This is a genomic window from Eleftheria terrae, assembly GCF_030419005.1.
Lineage (GTDB): Bacteria > Pseudomonadota > Gammaproteobacteria > Burkholderiales > Burkholderiaceae_C > Caldimonas > Caldimonas terrae.
The window spans coordinates 4,932,172-4,947,737 of the sequence record NZ_CP106951.1; the positions used below are offsets into that span (position 1 = coordinate 4,932,172).

Annotated in this window: 16 protein-coding genes; 11 read left to right on the plus strand and 5 right to left on the minus strand. The window is 69.7% G+C overall.

The genetic code is table 11. The features are described 5' to 3' along the window. Nucleotides 1-6: 6 nt before the first annotated feature. Nucleotides 7-888: a pirin family protein gene (locus N7L95_RS22065; protein WP_301257398.1), complete on the minus strand. Its 882-nt coding sequence runs from the start codon at nt 886-888 to the stop codon at nt 7-9. 37 nt (nt 889-925) lie between these two features. Further along, the gene (locus N7L95_RS22070) at nt 926-1,525 is read right to left on the minus strand and encodes an FMN-dependent NADH-azoreductase (RefSeq protein ID WP_301257399.1); all 600 of its coding nucleotides are present in this window, start codon (nt 1,523-1,525) and stop codon (nt 926-928) included. A gap of 105 nt (nt 1,526-1,630) precedes the next feature. Between N7L95_RS22070 and N7L95_RS22075 the strand changes: the two genes are divergently transcribed. Continuing rightward, nucleotides 1,631-2,551 (plus strand): LysR family transcriptional regulator, encoded by a 921-nt coding sequence (locus tag N7L95_RS22075; RefSeq protein ID WP_301257400.1) that lies wholly within the window; start codon nt 1,631-1,633, stop codon nt 2,549-2,551. On the opposite strand, the gene N7L95_RS22080 is transcribed toward N7L95_RS22075, so the two are convergent. Next, the gene (locus N7L95_RS22080; protein WP_301257401.1) at nt 2,548-3,240 is read right to left on the minus strand and encodes an ArsR/SmtB family transcription factor; all 693 of its coding nucleotides are present in this window, start codon (nt 3,238-3,240) and stop codon (nt 2,548-2,550) included. The two genes, N7L95_RS22075 and N7L95_RS22080, sit on opposite strands and share 4 nt — an antisense overlap. An 81-nt stretch (nt 3,241-3,321) precedes the next feature. On the opposite strand from N7L95_RS22080, the gene N7L95_RS22085 reads away from it, so the two are divergent. The 10 genes from N7L95_RS22085 to N7L95_RS22130 all read left to right on the plus strand — a co-directional run bounded on the left by N7L95_RS22085 (nt 3,322) and on the right by N7L95_RS22130 (nt 14,149). After that, nucleotides 3,322-4,461: a cytochrome P450 gene (locus N7L95_RS22085; RefSeq protein ID WP_301257402.1), complete on the plus strand. Its 1,140-nt coding sequence runs from the start codon at nt 3,322-3,324 to the stop codon at nt 4,459-4,461. A 19-nt stretch (nt 4,462-4,480) separates the two neighbouring features. Continuing rightward, nucleotides 4,481-4,825, plus strand: a complete 345-nt coding sequence (locus N7L95_RS22090; protein WP_301257403.1) for an antibiotic biosynthesis monooxygenase family protein — start codon at nt 4,481-4,483, stop codon at nt 4,823-4,825. Between the two features lie 129 nt (nt 4,826-4,954). Continuing rightward, nucleotides 4,955-6,883, plus strand: a complete 1,929-nt coding sequence (locus tag N7L95_RS22095) for a DNA/RNA non-specific endonuclease (RefSeq protein WP_301257404.1) — start codon at nt 4,955-4,957, stop codon at nt 6,881-6,883. 8 nt (nt 6,884-6,891) lie between these two features. Then, a complete protein-coding gene (locus tag N7L95_RS22100) occupies nt 6,892-7,440 on the plus strand; it encodes a KwaA family protein (RefSeq protein WP_301257405.1) in 549 nt (182 codons plus the stop codon). Then, on the plus strand, nt 7,437-8,375 hold the full coding sequence (locus N7L95_RS22105; RefSeq protein WP_301257406.1) for a Kiwa anti-phage protein KwaB-like domain-containing protein: 939 nt from the start codon (nt 7,437-7,439) through the stop codon (nt 8,373-8,375). The genes N7L95_RS22100 and N7L95_RS22105 overlap by 4 nt, the downstream gene beginning before the upstream one ends. A gap of 49 nt (nt 8,376-8,424) precedes the next feature. Continuing rightward, a complete protein-coding gene (locus N7L95_RS22110; RefSeq protein WP_301257407.1) occupies nt 8,425-8,670 on the plus strand; it encodes a hypothetical protein in 246 nt (81 codons plus the stop codon). 200 nt (nt 8,671-8,870) lie between these two features. Further along, the gene (locus tag N7L95_RS22115; RefSeq protein WP_301257408.1) at nt 8,871-12,734 is read left to right on the plus strand and encodes a PAS domain S-box protein; all 3,864 of its coding nucleotides are present in this window, start codon (nt 8,871-8,873) and stop codon (nt 12,732-12,734) included. A gap of 87 nt (nt 12,735-12,821) precedes the next feature. Further along, nucleotides 12,822-13,502 (plus strand): DUF502 domain-containing protein, encoded by a 681-nt coding sequence (locus N7L95_RS22120; protein WP_301257409.1) that lies wholly within the window; start codon nt 12,822-12,824, stop codon nt 13,500-13,502. 27 nt (nt 13,503-13,529) lie between these two features. Then, entirely contained in the window at nt 13,530-13,811 is a 282-nt protein-coding gene (locus tag N7L95_RS22125) for a hypothetical protein (RefSeq protein WP_301257410.1), read from the plus strand. A 23-nt stretch (nt 13,812-13,834) separates the two neighbouring features. Then, nucleotides 13,835-14,149, plus strand: coding sequence for a hypothetical protein (locus tag N7L95_RS22130; protein WP_301257411.1), 315 nt, complete (start codon nt 13,835-13,837; stop codon nt 14,147-14,149). Nucleotides 14,150-14,228: 79 nt separating this feature from the next. On the opposite strand, the gene N7L95_RS22135 is transcribed toward N7L95_RS22130, so the two are convergent. After that, on the minus strand, nt 14,229-14,471 hold the full coding sequence (locus N7L95_RS22135) for a hypothetical protein (protein ID WP_301257412.1): 243 nt from the start codon (nt 14,469-14,471) through the stop codon (nt 14,229-14,231). A gap of 95 nt (nt 14,472-14,566) precedes the next feature. Further along, nucleotides 14,567-15,496, minus strand: a complete 930-nt coding sequence (locus tag N7L95_RS22140; RefSeq protein WP_301257413.1) for a LysR family transcriptional regulator — start codon at nt 15,494-15,496, stop codon at nt 14,567-14,569. Between the last annotated feature and the right edge of the window lie 70 nt (nt 15,497-15,566).

Genomic DNA, 15,566 nt, shown 5'->3' on the forward strand with positions numbered 1-15,566 from the left:
GCCGGCTTATGCGGCGGCCGTGAAGCGGCCGGCGCGGAAGTCGTCCACCGCCTGAAAGATCTCGGCGTTGCTGTTCATCACGAAGGGGCCGTATTGGGCGATCGGTTCGTTCAGAGGGCGCCCCGCGATCAACAGTGCACGTGCGCGGCCGCGGCTGCGCAGCACCACCCCGTCGGCGTCCGGCGCATTGGCAAGGATGGCCATGCGCTGGGCCGGCACGGCCTGGCCGCCAATGTCGAGTTCCCCCTCGTACACATACACAAAGGCGTTGTGTCCGGAAGGCAGGGATTGCTCGAAGTGGCTGCCCTTGCCGAACTGCAGGTCGAGGTAAAGCGGCTCGGTGTGCGGCCGCTGCACGGCACCCGGCACACCATGGCTGCTGCCGGCGATGACCCGGGCGGTCACGCCTGCGGCGGTATCGAACTGCGGCACGTCTGCGGCCTGGATGTCGCGATACCAGGGCGAGCCCATCTTGTCCTGGGACCGCAGGTTCAGCCACAGCTGGAAGCCCTGCATCAGGCCGGCTTCCTGTTCCGGCATCTCTGAATGCACCAGGCCGCGCCCGGCGCTCATCCACTGCACACCGCCGTGGCCGAGCAGACCTTCGTTGCCGGCACTGTCGCGGTGCCGCATGCGGCCGGCGATCATGTAGGTGACGGTCTCGAAGCCCCGGTGCGGGTGATCGGGGAAGCCGGCTCCGTAGTCGTCCGGATCGTCGCTGTGGAAGGCGTCAAGCATCAGAAAGGGGTCGAGCCGCCGCTGCAGCGGCTGGGTCAGGACCCGGGTGAGCTTGACTCCGCCACCGTCTGAGGTGGCGGTGCCCTGCACCAGGCGCTCGACCCGGCGTGCATGGGTGACTGTTTCAGGCAGGTCGGGTGAGCGGTTCACGGTGTACTCCTCGGAAACGATCGCGAAGGCCGGCCGTTCAGGCCAGCACCGCCTCGATCTGGCGCTGGGCGTCGGAGAGGGCTGCACGCTGAGCGTCTTCGCCCATCGCCATGCCTTCCGCGTAGATGAACTCGATGTCCGTCATGCCGAGGAAGGCCAGCACGGTCCGCAGGTAGGGCACCTGCGTGTCGGCCGGCGTGTCGCGATAGCGGCCGCCGCGGGTCAGCACGACGTAGACCTTCTTGCCGGTGAGCAGGCCCTCCGGGCCGGTCTCGGTATAGCGGAAGGTGACGCGGGCCCGGGCAATGGCGTCGATCCAGTTCTTCAGCTGGGTGCTGATGCCGAAGTTGTACATCGGCACCCCGAGCACCACCACGTCGGCCGCCTGGATCTCGCTGATCAGCGTGTCGTCCAGCGCCACGCGGGCGGCTTGCCCGGCGGTGCGTTGCTCGGCCGGCGTGAACAGGGCCTGCAGCGCGGCCTCGTCGAGTGCCGGGTGCGGCGTGCGGGCCAGGTCGCGCAGCACGAGTTCGGCGTCGGACGCGGCGGCCTTCAGCCGGGCCACCAGCTGGTCGGCCAGTAGGGCGGATTGGGAGCCTTCGGCGCGAGCGCTGGAGTTGACTTGCAGAATCTTCATGGCAGTGAACCTTGCAAAGAGTGGGTGGCGATGTCGAGACTTTATTGATGATGTATTCGCCTAAAAAGCCAGGAAGATGGATAACATTGTTCCATGCAAGGAACAATGCAGCAGATTGATCCGGGCGACCTCCTGTTGTTTGCCCGCGTGGCCGAGGCCGGCAGCTTCACGCGCGCTGCCGAGCGGGTCGGCCTGCCGAAGAGCACTGTCTCGCGCCGCCTGGCCTTGCTGGAGCGGCAGCTGGGTGAGCGCCTCTTGATGCGGACCACGCGCAAGCTGAGCCTGACGGATTTCGGCCTGGCCTTGCTGGAGCATGCCCGCCAGGTGGCCGCCGAGGTGGACGCCGCCGCCTCCCTGGCCCTGCACCGGCAGGCCCTGCCGAGTGGGCGCTTGCGCGTCTCGCTGCCGGGGGAGTTCGGCGGCTTGGACCTGTCCGCCTTTCTGGCCGAATTTCTGCTTCGGCATCCCGCCATCACGCTGGAGGTCGATGTGTCGGCGCGCCGGGTCGACCTGGTCGGCGAGAACTACGACCTGGCCATCCGCATGGGTGCCTTGCAGGAGGATTCGAGCCTGGCGGCCCGGCGCCTGTTCACCCACACCTGGGGCTTGTATGCCGCGCCGTCCTACCTGGCGCTGCGCGGTACGCCGCAGCAACCCGCCGACTTGCTGCAGCACGACGGACTGCCGCTGCGGGCGAGCAACGGCGAATTCATGCCCTGGGTGCTGCTGCGCGGCGAGGAGCGCTGGCAAGGGCTGCCGCCGCCGCGCGGCACGGCGAATTCGCCGCCGCTGTTGATGGGGCTGGCCTTGCAGGGCATCGGCATCGTTGCGTTGCCCGACGTACTGGCGGCGGCTTGGGTCGCCGAGGGGCGGCTGGTGCGGGTGCTGGCGGCCTGGTGCCTGCCGGAGCTGCCGGCCTGGGCGGTCTTTCCGGGGCGGCGACTGATGCCGGCCAAGACCCGCGTGTTCCTGCAGATGCTGCAGGAAGCCCTGGAACAGCAGGGCGTGGCCGGCGTCACTGTCTAGGCCGGCGCCTGGGGGCGGAGGTCCAGCGGGGCGAGCCATTCCCGCCAGCCTTGCGGCGTCACCGTCAGCGCGCGGCTGTCGAATTCGCGCACCACCCAGCGGCGGCCGATCACCGCGTCCAGCAGTGCCGCGCCCAGTGCACCGCTCAAGTGCGGCTGGCGCTCGCTCCAGTCGACGCAGGCGCAGGCGAAGCGACGTCGCTGTCCGCGTGTGGCCGCGACGTCGATGCCCCAGCCGGCCAGCGCCTGCAGCCCGGGCTCCGCCACGTCGTAGTCGCGCCCCTCCTGCAGCAGCCAGCCACGCGAGAGCAGGGTCTGCAGCACGGACACCGCGACGCCGCCGGCCATGTGGTCGTAGCAGGTGCGGGCCTGCCGCAACGATGTCGGGGCGCTCGATCGGAAGGCGGGCCGCGGCGTACCGGCCACCACCAGCAGGGCTTCGAGGGCTGCGGCGACCTCCGGCGAGCCCAGCCGGTAGTAGCGATGCTTGCCCTGGGGCAGGCACTCCACCAACTGCTGGCGAGCCAATCGGCCAAGGTGGGCGCTGGCCGTCGATGCGGCCACCCCGGCCAGCGCGGCCAGCTCGGTCGCGGTGCGGGCGCGGCCGTCCAGCAGGCTGCACAACATCGCTGCGCGGGCCGGTTCCGCAATGGCCGCCGCAATGCCAGGCAGGCCGCAGTCTGCATCCATGTTTCGTTGTCGGTGGAAGCGTGGGAGTTCCGAGCCTAGCAGACTGCCAGTCACTTCACAGCAGCGACGATCCCTCACGACATGAAGCACGATCCCCACGACCCGGTGCAGGCCGCCACCGCCGTCGATCCCTATCCGTACTACGCGCGCCTGCGCACAGAGCGGCCCTGGTACTTTGACGAGCGCCTGTCGAGCTGGGTGGCCGCCAGTGCCGACCTGGTCGAGCGGGCCTTGCAGCATCCCGACCTGCTGGTCCGGCCGCCTGGGCAGCCGGTGCCGCCGGCGCTGCAAGGCACCGCCGCGGGTGCGGTGTTCGGCCGGCTGGCGCGCATGAACGAGGGCGTGCCGCATGCCGCGGCACGTCGGGCGCTGAGGACGGTACTGGCGGCATGGCAACCGGCCGAAGCCCGGCGTTTGGCGGCCGAGCAGGCGAGCGCTGTGTGGGCGGCGCGATCGGCCGACGACGCGCAAGCCTTGTACCGGGTGCCGCTGCTGGTGATGGCGCAGCTGCTCGGTGTGCCGGACGGCGACTGCCCGCGGGTGGCCCGCCAGGTCGAGGCGTTTGTCGCCTGCCTGTCTCCCCTGAGCGGTACTGCACAGCTGGAGGCGGCGCAGGCCGCCGCGGCCGAATTGTCCGGCTGTTTCGACCGCGGCCTGGGTGACTGGGCGCCGCCGCAGGATCCGGGGCTGGCGCGCGAGGTGTTCGCCGCCAATCTGGTCGGCCTGCTGAGCCAGACCTGCGATGCCACGGCCGGGCTCATCGGCAATACCGCGTTGGCACTCGGCCGCGATGCCACGCTGTGTGCGGAGGTGCAGGCCGGCCGGCAGCCGCTGGACGGCGTGGTGGCCGAGGTGGCGCGGCACGACCCGTCCATCCAGAACACGCGCCGCTACGCGGGCCGCGCCGTGCGGCTCGGCGCCGGCGTCGAGATGGCGGCTGGCGAGGCCGTGCTGGTGCTGCTGGCCGCGGCCAACCGTGATCCAGCCCTGCATGCGCAGCCCGAGCGCTTCGACGCCCGCCGCCGGCAGGTGGGCCACGACGGTTTCGGCAGCGGCAGGCACCGCTGCCCCGGCTCGGACCTGGCCGCCGCCATGACCTGCGGCGCCATGGCGGTGCTGGTGCAGCAGCCGGACCGGCTCTGCAGCGCTGCGGCTGGCTTTGGCAAGCGGCCGGTGTACCGGCCGTCGGTCAATGCCCGCATCCCGCTGCTCACCCTGTGACCAAGGAAGGAAGCACCACATGATGGCCGTCATATTCGAGGTCCGCCCGCACGAGGGCCAGACCGACCGTTACCTCGACCTGGCCGCCGAGCTGCGGCCCTTGCTGGAGCAGGTGGAGGGCTTCATCTCCATCGAGCGCTTCCAGAGCCTGAGCGAGCCGGGCAAGCTGCTGTCGCTGTCCTTCTGGCGCGACGAGGCGGCAGTGGCGCGCTGGCGCCAGGTGGAGGCGCACCGTGCCGCCCAGGCTGAGGGCCGGCGGGAGGTGTTTGCCGACTACCGCTTGCGGGTCGCGGAGGTGAAACGCGACTACGGCCTGGGCCCTCGGGCCGAGGCCCCGGTTGATAGCCGAACCGAGCATGGATGAGCGCTTCCAGTACCAGTCAAGCCATTTCCTGTTACCAGGAGAAAGTAGTACAGAGAGTGCAGGCAAGCGTCAGCCTGCAGCGTTACCCTGAGGTATCCGCCAGGAGGCGGTGCACCAGGGAGAAGTGGCATGACGAGTCGCGACGACTCCGAAGAACGGGCAAGGCGCCGCAGCCTGCGGTCCATCCTGGACGACAAGGAAATGCGGGTGGAGCTGCAGCGGCGCGCGGCCGAGAGCGAGCTGGGCGGCCTGTGGGACGTGGACACCGGCACGCTGGCGTCCTTGCTGGAAAACCCGGAGCCCGAAGAAGCCTTCAAGAGCCGCCCGTTGTCCGAGGCGATCGTGCGCGCCATCGCGCGGCCCGTGTTGATGGTCGAGAACGACCGGGTGACCCTGCCGACACGCTCCGACGTCATGTCGCGCCGGGTGCGCAAGTACCGCGAAGCCTTCGAGCCGGCCCTGCCTTCGGTGGGGCGTGTCGAGCTGGTCGGCCACCCGGCGCTGGAGTGGGTAGGTACCGGCTGGATGATCGAGGAAGGCGTGGTGGTGACCAACCGCCATGTGGCTTCGGAGTTTGCACGGCGCGATGCGACCGGCATGGGTTATGTCTTCATCCGCAACCAGGGCGGCGCCGAAGTGCTGCCTCGGATCGACTTCCGCGAGGAGTACCGCTCGGTCGTCGCGGCCGAGTTCCGCATCGAGAAGGTGCTCTATATCGCGCCGCACAGCGAATCCGCCCCTGACGTCGCCTTCCTGCGGGTGGTGGCCGAGCCGGGGCTGCGACTGCCGCCGCCGATCGAGCCGGTCGAATCGGTGGCCCGCAACCTGCGGCAGCGCCGCTTCATGGCAGTGGTGGGCTACCCCGCGCGCGACAGCCGCAGCGACTCGCGGCTGGTGGACCGCATCTTCGGCGACATCTACGACGTGAAGCGGTTCTCGCCAGGCGAGGTGATGACGGTGGACCACGATGCCTGGTTCTTCGAGCACGATGCGACCACGCTGGGCGGGAATTCAGGCAGCGTCATCCTCGACATGCAGACCGGCAAGGCGCTGGGCTTGCACTATGCCGGCGCGCATCGCAAGGCCAACTACGCGGTGCGCATCGACACGGTGCTGGAGATGCTGCGCGCCGCCAAGGGTCGCACCTGGGTCGGTGGTGCGCCGCTGCACACCCAGCTGCAGGAAAAGACGCGCCCGGCCGCCAGCTATGTGGCGCCCGGCTATGACGAGCGCTTCCTGGGCCCGCGCGTGCCGCTGCCCAAGCCGGCCAAGACGGCGCTGCGCGAGGACCTGCTCAAGGTGGGCGAGGGCGCCGACCCCTGGCGGCTGGACTACACCCACTTCAGCGTGCGCATGAGCAGCTCGCGCCGGCTGCCGATGGTGACCGCGGTCAACATCGACGGCAGCTCGAGGCGCAAGCTCTCGCGCAAGGGGCAGGTCTGGTTCTTCGACTCGCGCATCGACCGCCGGCAGCAGATCGGCAAGGAGTTCTACGGCCCGACCAGCTTCGACCGCGGCCACATGGTGCGCCGGGAAGACCCGGTGTGGGGCGAGCCGGACGAGGCGGCGCGTGCCAACGAGGACACCTTCCACTACACCAATGCCGCACCCCAGATGCCGGGCCTGAACCAGCGCGAATGGCTGGAGCTGGAGGACTACGTCCTCGACAACGCCGACGCGCTGGATCTGAAGGTGTGCGTCTTCACCGGACCGGTGTTCGCCGCCGGCGATCCGGTGATCCAGGACGTGCAGGTGCCGTTGCGGTTCTGGAAGGTGGCGGCACTGGTCACGGCCGACACCGGCGAGCTGAACTGCGCGGCCTACCTGCTGACCCAGGAAGACATGCTGGCCGAGGCCTTCCACTACGGCCGTTTCAAGACCTACCAGGTGCCGCTGGCCGATGTGGAGGCTCTGACCGGCATCGGCTTTGGCAAGGCGCTGCGCGATGCCGACAACTTCGCGCTGCGGCAGCAGGACGAGTCGGTGCCCACCTGGTCGCCGGGCATCCAGATCTACCGGCCGGAAGACGTGCGCTTCCCCCGCCGCCGCAGCGGCTGACGCCGGCCATGAAGCTGCGTTTCTGGCCCTCGCTGTTGATCTTCGCCAGCTCCTACTTCCCGCTGGCCTTGATCATCCTCGTGAAGGACCTCGATGCCACCAGCTTCCTGCCGCAGCACCCGCGGCTGGCAGCCGCGGTGGCGGGGAGTGCTGCGCTGTGCCTGCTGGCGCTGTTCTTCGCGGTGCGGTCCATCCCTGACGGGCTGCCGGTGCAGGTGACCAAGGTCAGCAACAAGTCGGGGGAGCTGTTCGCGTACACCATCCCCTACATGATTTCCTTCTACAACTTCAACCTCGGCGACTGGCGCACGCTCCTGTGCCTGGGCCTGTTCCTGGGCATGTTGTTTGCGCTGGCCTATCGCACGCGCAATGTCCTCGTCAATCCGGTGCTGGGACTGGCCGGCTACGGCCTCTATGACACGCAGTTCAAGGAAGGCGCGCGCGAGCGCCAGGGCCTGCTGCTGTCACGCACCGAGTTCCGTGTCGGAGATCGTTGCCATGTGACGCGACTCTCCAACTTCCTCTACTTCGTCAAGAAGGTTGAAACCGAAGCATGAAGATGGCCGACTCGCCGCAGTACAAGCTTGCCGCGCTGCAACACACCGACTGGAAGCACGCCACCACCACGCTGTGGGTGGTCAAGCGTCGCCTGGTCGACCGCCGGGCCCGCTACGAGGTGCTGGGCGTGGACATCGACGAGAAGCTGCAGGCGAAGCTGCATGGCGAAGTGGTACAGCTGCTGCAGCAGCCGCTGGAGAGCATCCCCTATGAATTCGTGTCCGAAGACCAGGACGAGCGGGTCTTGACGCTCGAGGCCGAGGACACCGACTTCCCTGCCATCGAGCAACAGGTCGCCCGCGGGCTCGACGCGCCTCGTGCACAGCACATCGACGACCTGCTCAACGCCTGGTGCTATGTGGTCTGCCTGCAGACCCGCGAGCGTTCGCTCTACGCGGTGAAGAAGACCGCGGTGCAGAGCAGCACCCGCCGCGTGCGCGGCCTGCGCAACCTGCTCTGGGAGGGCCACATGCTGCTCGACCTCGACGAAGGCCAGGTATTCACGCTGGCCAGTGGCTTCGACTTCCTCGCCGGTGACGGCGAAGTGTTCATCTTCAGCAAGCGACAGTTCGAGAGCGCGCTGAACTTCCGCCTTGGCATGGAGCGGGTGCGCGACACGGTGCTGCAGGAGCTGGAGCAGGCCGGCATCTTCGTGGACGTGGCACCGCTGCGGGAGGCAGTGGGTACCAGTCTGCCGCGCCTGCGCCGCATGTCGGCGCTCGACCGAAGCGGCTACTACCGCGATGCGCGCTTCATGCAGCGACTGCTCGAACTCAACGAGCAGGAACAGTGGGGACTGGAGGTGCACGAGGGCCGCATCGTCGTCGACGAGCACAACGTCGACACCGTCCTCTTGCTGCTCAACAACGGCCGGCTGCGCTCGCCGGTCAACGACGAGACCTTTGACGCGCTGGTCAAGAAGAAGATCGATTGAGCAACGCAGGCACGGCGCTTGCACGATCTTTCCGGAAAGGAGAAGCGCGATGAAAGACGAACACAACCAAAAGCGGGAAGACCATCGGCTGGAGGGCAAGGCCCAGAAGCCGGAGGACAAGGTCCCTACCTATCAGGAGTTGCTCGACGACGCGCTGGACCAGACCTTCCCCGCCAGCGACCCGATCTCGCCGTCCGCGGCTGAACATGCCGAGCGGCAAATCTCCACCGGCAAGGACGACAAGGACTGGAAGCTGCAGCCCGGCAGCTCCTGCCCGCCGGTCAAGAAAGACTGATCCGCCGCTCCCACTCCCCGCGCACGCGCTACCCTCTGATCAGGGAGGGTAGCGCGTGCTGCAGTTCCTTACGTTCGCGCCCTGGTGATCCCTGCATGATGTCGCGCAGGCGGGACAACGGGCCGTGAAAGCAGGGACGCCCCGCTGCTCCGCTGGTCGCAACGCTCCCATCTTCGGGGGGAACAGCAGAGGGCGCCGACATGAAAGTTTTACGCGACGCACGGGCCGCCAGGCTGGGTGCCTGGCTGCTGGCGGTGCTGGCCGCCGGGGCGGCCGTGGCGGCTGGCGCGGTGCTGCAAGGCCACTTGCACACCGAGGTGATGATGCTGCCCGCGGTGCTGGCGGTGCTGGTGTCGGCCGCGCTGAACGGCTTGCGGCCCGGCCTGCTGACCACGGGCTTGTGTGGCGTGGGCTTCGCCTGGCTGGCTTCGGCGCCTGGCCATGGCTTCGAGCTGGCCGAGCACGACCGGGCTGGCGCGCTGGTGCTGTTCCTCGCCGTGGGCGTGACGGCCAGCCTGCTGTGCGGGGCGCTGCATGCCACCCGGCTGCGCCTGGAGCGCAGCCAGACCTTCCACCGATCGATCGCCGACCTCACCACCGACTTCGCCTTCGAAGCCACGGTGCTCGAAGATGGCCGCACCGTGATCGACTCCATCACGGAAGGCTTCACCAAGCTGCTGGGCTACACCATGGACGAGGTGCTGGCGCGAGGCGGCTGGCGCGCCGTGGTGGCACCCGAGGAACGGGCCGCGGCACGCGAGTTCATGCGCCGGGTGCTGGCTGGCGAGGAGGTGGAGGCGGAGATGCGCCATGTCACGCGCGACGGCCGCAGCGTGTGGGTGCACTTCAAGCTGCGGCCGGTGAGCGGGGCCGACCGGCGGGTGCTGCGCTTTTACGGTGCGGCGCGCGACGTCACGCCACAGCGCGAGGCCGAGGGCCGCATCCAGGGTCTCAACCGCGAACTCGAACGCCGGGTCGAGGAACTGCAGGCGGTGTTCGATACCGCGCCGGTGGCCATCTGGCAGGCGCATGACCGCAACTGTGAGCGCATCAGCGAGAACCGCCACGCCGCCGAGTTGATGGGCCGCGGCGGCAGCGTGCCGGCGGTGCCGCCGGGCAGCTCGACCTGGCGTTGCCTGCGCCAGGGCGAGCCGCTGCCGGTGGAAGCCCTGCCGCTGCAGCAGGCGGCCCGGGAGGGCCGGGCAGTGCTGGGCGTGGAGCTCGAGGTGGCCGTGCCGGGGCGCGAGGTGGCCTCGGTGGTCGGCAATGCAGTGCCACTGCTCGATGCCGATGGCCAGGTGCGGGGCGCCATGAGCGTCTTCGTGGACATCACCCAGCGCAAGCGCATCGAGGCGGCGCTCTGGCAGGGGCGCGAGCAGTTGCGGCTGGTGGCCGACAACGCGCCGGTGCTGATCGCCCAGAGCGATGCCGAGGGCCGGTATCGCTTCGCCAACCGCGCGTATGCCGAGCGCTTCGGCTTGAGCGCCGAGGCCCTGGTCGGCCGTCATGTTGCCGAGGTGGTGGGCGAGGCGGCCTGGCGCAGCCTGCTGCCTTATGTGCAGCGGGTGCTGGCCGGTGAGACGGTGAGCTTCGAGGCCGAGATCCCGTATGCGCTGGTGGGCGTGCAGCACATGCGCTGTGCCTACGCGCCGGAGCGCGACGCGCAGGGCCGCGTGGTGGGCCTGGTGGCGGCCATGCTCGACATCAACGACCGCAAGCAGGTCGAGCGTGCACTCGAGCAGGCCCGTGCCGAGGCCGAGCGCCGCGCCGGCGAGGCCGAACAGGCCAAGGCCCTGCTGCAGACCATCTTCGACAACCTGCCGGAGGGCATCGCCTGGGTCGGCGGGCCGCCCGACTACCCGGTGCTGGCCAACAGCCGTTTCGGCCGTGAGCTGATCGGTGCGCCGGCCGGCGCCACTGGCGCTCACCCGCTGGACGGCCACCCTGTCTACACCGCCGACGGCCGGCGCCGCCTGGCCACCGAGGAGTTGCCGCTGTACCGCGCGTCGCGCCACGGTGAGACCGTGTGCAACGAGGAACTGCTGGTCGAGCGGGCCGACGGCTCGCATGTGGCGGTGCTGGTGGACGCTGCGGCGATCCGCAACGCGCAGGGTGAGATCCTGGGCGCGGTCAACTGCTGGCGCGACATCACCGAACGCAAGCGGGCCGAGGCGGCACAACGGCGCAGCGCCGAGCGGTTTCGCTCGCTGGTGGTGGCAACCGCCGCCATCGTCTGGGTCACCAATGCGCAGGGCGAGTTCGCGGAGCCCCAGCCGTCGTGGCAGGCGTGCACCGGGCAGGACTGGCCCGAGCACCGCGGCTTCGGCTGGCTACAGGCGGTGCATGCCGAAGATCGCGAGCGGCTGCGCCAGGCCTGGCTGCAGGAGGTGGAGTCGGGCGGGCACTACGACGTCGAGGCCCGGCTGTGGCATGCGGCCACCGGCAGTTTCCGCTACTTCCAGAGCCGGGCGGTGCCAGTGCGCGACGCGTCCGGGCGCATCAGTGAATGGATTGGCACCTGCATGGACATCCAGGACCGGCGCCAAGCCCTGGAGGCACTGCGGCAGAGCGAGGAGCGCTTCCGGCTGATGGTGGAAAGCGCGCGCGACTACGCCATCTTCACGCTCGATGCCAAGGGCTGCATCACCGCCTGGAACGTGGGCGCGCGCCATGTGCTGGGCTACGAGGAAGCCGACATCCTCGGCCGCCATGCCGAGCTGCTCTACACCGCCGAGGACGTCGCCAAGGGTGTGGTGGAACGTGAGCTGGACAAGGCCCGCCGCGAAGGCCAGGCCGAGGACGAGCGCTGGCATGTGCGCAAGGACGGCAGCCGTTTCTGGTCCAGCGGCCTGGTGATGCGGCTGAGCGCCGGTGGCGAGCGGCGCGGCTTCCTGAAGATCATGCGCGACGTCACCGAGGCCAAGCGCTCGCGCGAGACCCTGGAGCGCCAGGCCCTGGCACTGCGCGAGGCCGACCAGCGCAAGGACGAGTTCCTGGCCACGCTGGCGCACGAGCTGCGCAACCCACTGGCGCCGCTGCGCAACGGGCTGGAGATCATGCGGCTGGCCGGTACTGACCTGCAGGCGCAGGAGCGGGCCCGCGCCGTCATGGAGCGCCAGCTCGCGCAGATGGTGCGCCTGATCGACGACCTGCTGGACGTCAGCCGCATCAGCCGCGGCAAGATCAAGCTGCGCATCGCACGCGTGGAGCTGGCAGCGGTCGTGCGCGACGCGGTGGAGACCAGCCGTCCGCTCATCGAGGGCGCAGGCCACACCTTGACCATCGAGCTGCCGCAGGAGCCGCTGCATGTGGATGCCGACCAGACGCGGCTGGCCCAGGTGTTCTCCAACCTGCTCAACAACGCGGCCAAGTACACCGAGCCGGGCGGCGCCATCGGCCTGCAGGTACAGCGCCTGGGCGCCGAGGCGCGCGTTTGTGTCAGCGACAACGGCGTGGGCATCGGTGCACAGATGCTGCCGCGCCTGTTCGAGATGTTCTCGCAGGGCGACCGCTCCATCGAGCGTTCGCAAGGCGGCCTGGGCATCGGCCTCGCCCTGGTGAAGCGCCTGGTGGAGATGCATGGTGGCCACGTCGAGGCGGCCAGCGCCGGGCTCGGTCATGGCAGCGAGTTCTGCGTGCAACTGCCGCTGGCGCGTTCACAGCCGGCGCAGCCACCGGCGCCGGCGGAGCCGGTCAACCCCGCGGAGTGCGCCGGGCGCCGCATGCTGGTGGTGGACGACAACAAGGACGCGGCGCTGAGCCTGGCGGCCATCCTGCAGATCATGGGCAACGACGCCCGCGTGGCTCACGACGGCGTGGAGGCGCTCGGCCTGGCGGCCAGCTTCCGGCCACAGATCATCCTGCTCGACATCGGCATGCCGCGGCTGAACGGCTACGAGACCGCCCGCCTGATGCGCGAACAGCCGTGGGGCCGCGACGCGTTGCTGGTCGCACTGACCGGCTGGGGCCAGGACGAGGACCGGCGGCGCTCGCGCGAAGCCGGCTTTGACCACCACCTGGTGAAGCCGGTCGAACCCGAAGCGCTGGAGCGCCTGCTCGCCTGATCGCACCGGCGACACGACACAATAGCCGCCAGCGCGCGGCGGCGTGGGGCATGGGGTCCGGCTCGCCGGCCGCGCCAGGAGACCGGATTGAAACATCGCTTGCGCAAGCTGTTGCGGACCTTCCTCACCGGACTGGTGGCGGTGCTGCCGCTGGCCGTCACCGTCATCATGCTGGCCTGGGTGATGCAACTGCTCTACGGCCTGATCGGTCCGCAGAGCCTGGTCGGCCGCGTGCTGGTGCTGCTTGGCGTCGGCGTGGCGGGCTCGGAGGTCATCGCCTACCTGCTCGGCTTCGCGATCGTGATGCTCGGCGTGTTCGGCCTTGGCCTGCTGGTGGAGTCCGGCGTGCAGAAGGGCTTGCGGCATGCGCTGGAGTCCGCCGTACTGCGCATTCCGGTGGTGCGGACCGTCTATGACGTGATGAAGCGCCTGCTGGCCCTGCTCACTGAGCGCAACAAGGATGGCGGCCCGGCCTCGATGAGCCCGGTCTGGTGCCATTTCGGCGGCCGCGGCGGCGCCGCCGCGCTGGCCCTGCTGTCCAGCGCCCAGCCGCTGCTGCTGGGCGGGCGCGCCTACCTCGCGGTGCTGGTGCCGACCGCTCCGGTGCCGGTGGGCGGCGGCCTGCTGTTCGTGCCGGCGGAATGGGTGGAGCCGGCCGACATGGGCGTCGAAGCGGTGACGAGCATCTATGTGTCCATGGGGGTGTCCAGCCCGCAGTACATGGCCGCCGCGCCGGCCGGGATGGGAACACCCGTTGCTGGACAGTGACATCGCCCGAGACAACAAGGAGAAGCGATGTACCCCAGCGAGTACGAACGCGACCCGGGCCTCGGACACCGGCCGCACACGGACCGGCATGACGCTCCGGGCGACAGCCACTACCTGCAGTGGCGCAGCGAGCAGCTGCGCCGCTGCGATGACGACTATCGCCGCTGGTGCGACGAGCGCTACCAGCGCTTCTGCACCGAGTTCGGCGCCTGGCGGGAGCAGCGGCAGCGGTCGCAACACCTGAGCCAGGGGCCGGGCCGGCCCGACAGCGGCGCGCCGCAGACGCCGGCGCTGTCCATCGGCGGCTGACGGGCCGCGGCCAAGGACAGGCGATGTCGGCGCGGCTGGTCCTGCTCACCCTGCACCTGCCTCGTGAGCGACGGGTGAAGGTCGAGCTGCGCGGCGGCCGCTGGCTGACCGATGACCCGGCCCGCGCGCTGCGCTGGCACGACGGCCCGTTCAGCACCGGGGACGGCACGACCGCCCTGCGCATCGCGAACGACCAGGACGCAGCCCTCGTGCTCGCAGCGCTCGACCCGGCCACGGTCGAGCGCGGTGCCTGCGGTGCGGGGCGCCTGATCGAGGCCGCTGAAGCCGCCGACGGTGGCTGCGAGATCCGCTGGGAAGTGATCGAAGTGGTGGACTGAGGCCAATGCCGGCCGTGGCCCGGACCGTCGCCGGCAATGCGGGCCGCCTGCCGGCTGGCCCCTGCAGCGCCGCTGTGGCCTACCAGTCGGCCAGGCGATAGCAGCGCGCGTTGGCCGCTTCTCCCCGCTTGGCGAGCCCGGCCTGGCGGGCCAGGGGCTCGGGCGGAGGGCAGGGCGCGCCGGCCTGCACCAGGTCATCGATCACCAGGTCGCTGTGATCCAGTTCTGCCAGCAGGTCATGGCGGGCGCCGAACAGCAGGGCACGGGGGGCGTCTTGCGGTCCTACCAGAAGCAGGTATTTGCCGCTGTGGGCTCTTGTCATGGGGGTGGACGGTAGTTGTTCTGCTTGGCAGCATGCTAGGGCTGCGTGACAGGCTTGCGAAGCCCGCAGGCTCCGACGGGAATGTCGGTGTCGTCCTACATCGCGGCCGCGGTCGGCGGCTGGAACACTTCGGCCAGGAAGTCCATGAAGGCCCGCGTCCGGCTTGGCACGAACTTGCGCGACGGCATGGCGGCGTACAGCGTGAAGGTGGGCGCCTGCCACTGTGGCAGCACCTGCACCAGGGTGCCGTCGACCAGCGCATCCTCGATCATCATCGACGGCAAGCCCACCAGCGCGAGGCCGCCAACGCCGGCTGCGTACAAGGTGTCGAGCGAGCCGGCGCTCAGGCTGGCGCGGCTGTGCACCGTGTGGCTGTCGCCGGCGCTGACCAGGCGCCAGCAGGTGTCGGCACCGGCTTCACCGGCCGGGTCGGCCAGCAGGCATTCATGCCGGGCCAGTTCGGCCGGGTGCAGTGGCATGCCGTGCTGCTTCAGGTAGGCCGGGCTGGCACAGAGCACGCCGCTGCCATGCGAGAGCGCCCGCGCCACCGCCTCGCCGTCCAGCCCCGCTGGAGGACAAGCACCGCCAAGCAGCACAGCGGCATCCCAGCCGGTATCCGCGCTGCTGGCCGCATCCGCCGCCGCTACCAGGAAGTTGAGCTTCAAGCCGGGAAAGCGCAGCTGCAGACGCGGCAGATGGCAGCCCAGGTGACGAGCCACCGCGGCGGCCGGCACCTTGATCTTCAACGCGCCCTCGGGCAGGCGCATGGCGGCGTCCACCTGGGCTTCGGCTTCCTCGAGCTGATGCAGGATGGACCGTACGCGCTCCAGATAGCCCTGCCCGGTGGGGGTCAGCGCCAGCCGGCGGGTGGAGCGGTGGATCAGCCGCACCTTCAGGTGGTTCTCGAGGTCGGCCACCAGCCGTGTCACCGCCGCCGCGGAGACGTCCATGGCGCGGGCGGCGGCGGCGAAGCCGCCTTCGTCGATCACCTTGGCGAAGGCGCGCATCGAGTTCAGTCGATCCATCTGTCGGCTCCTGTGGGTGGACGCGCCGGGACCGGCGTGCCGCTGGCCGGGATTCTGGCCGGTGGTGTTT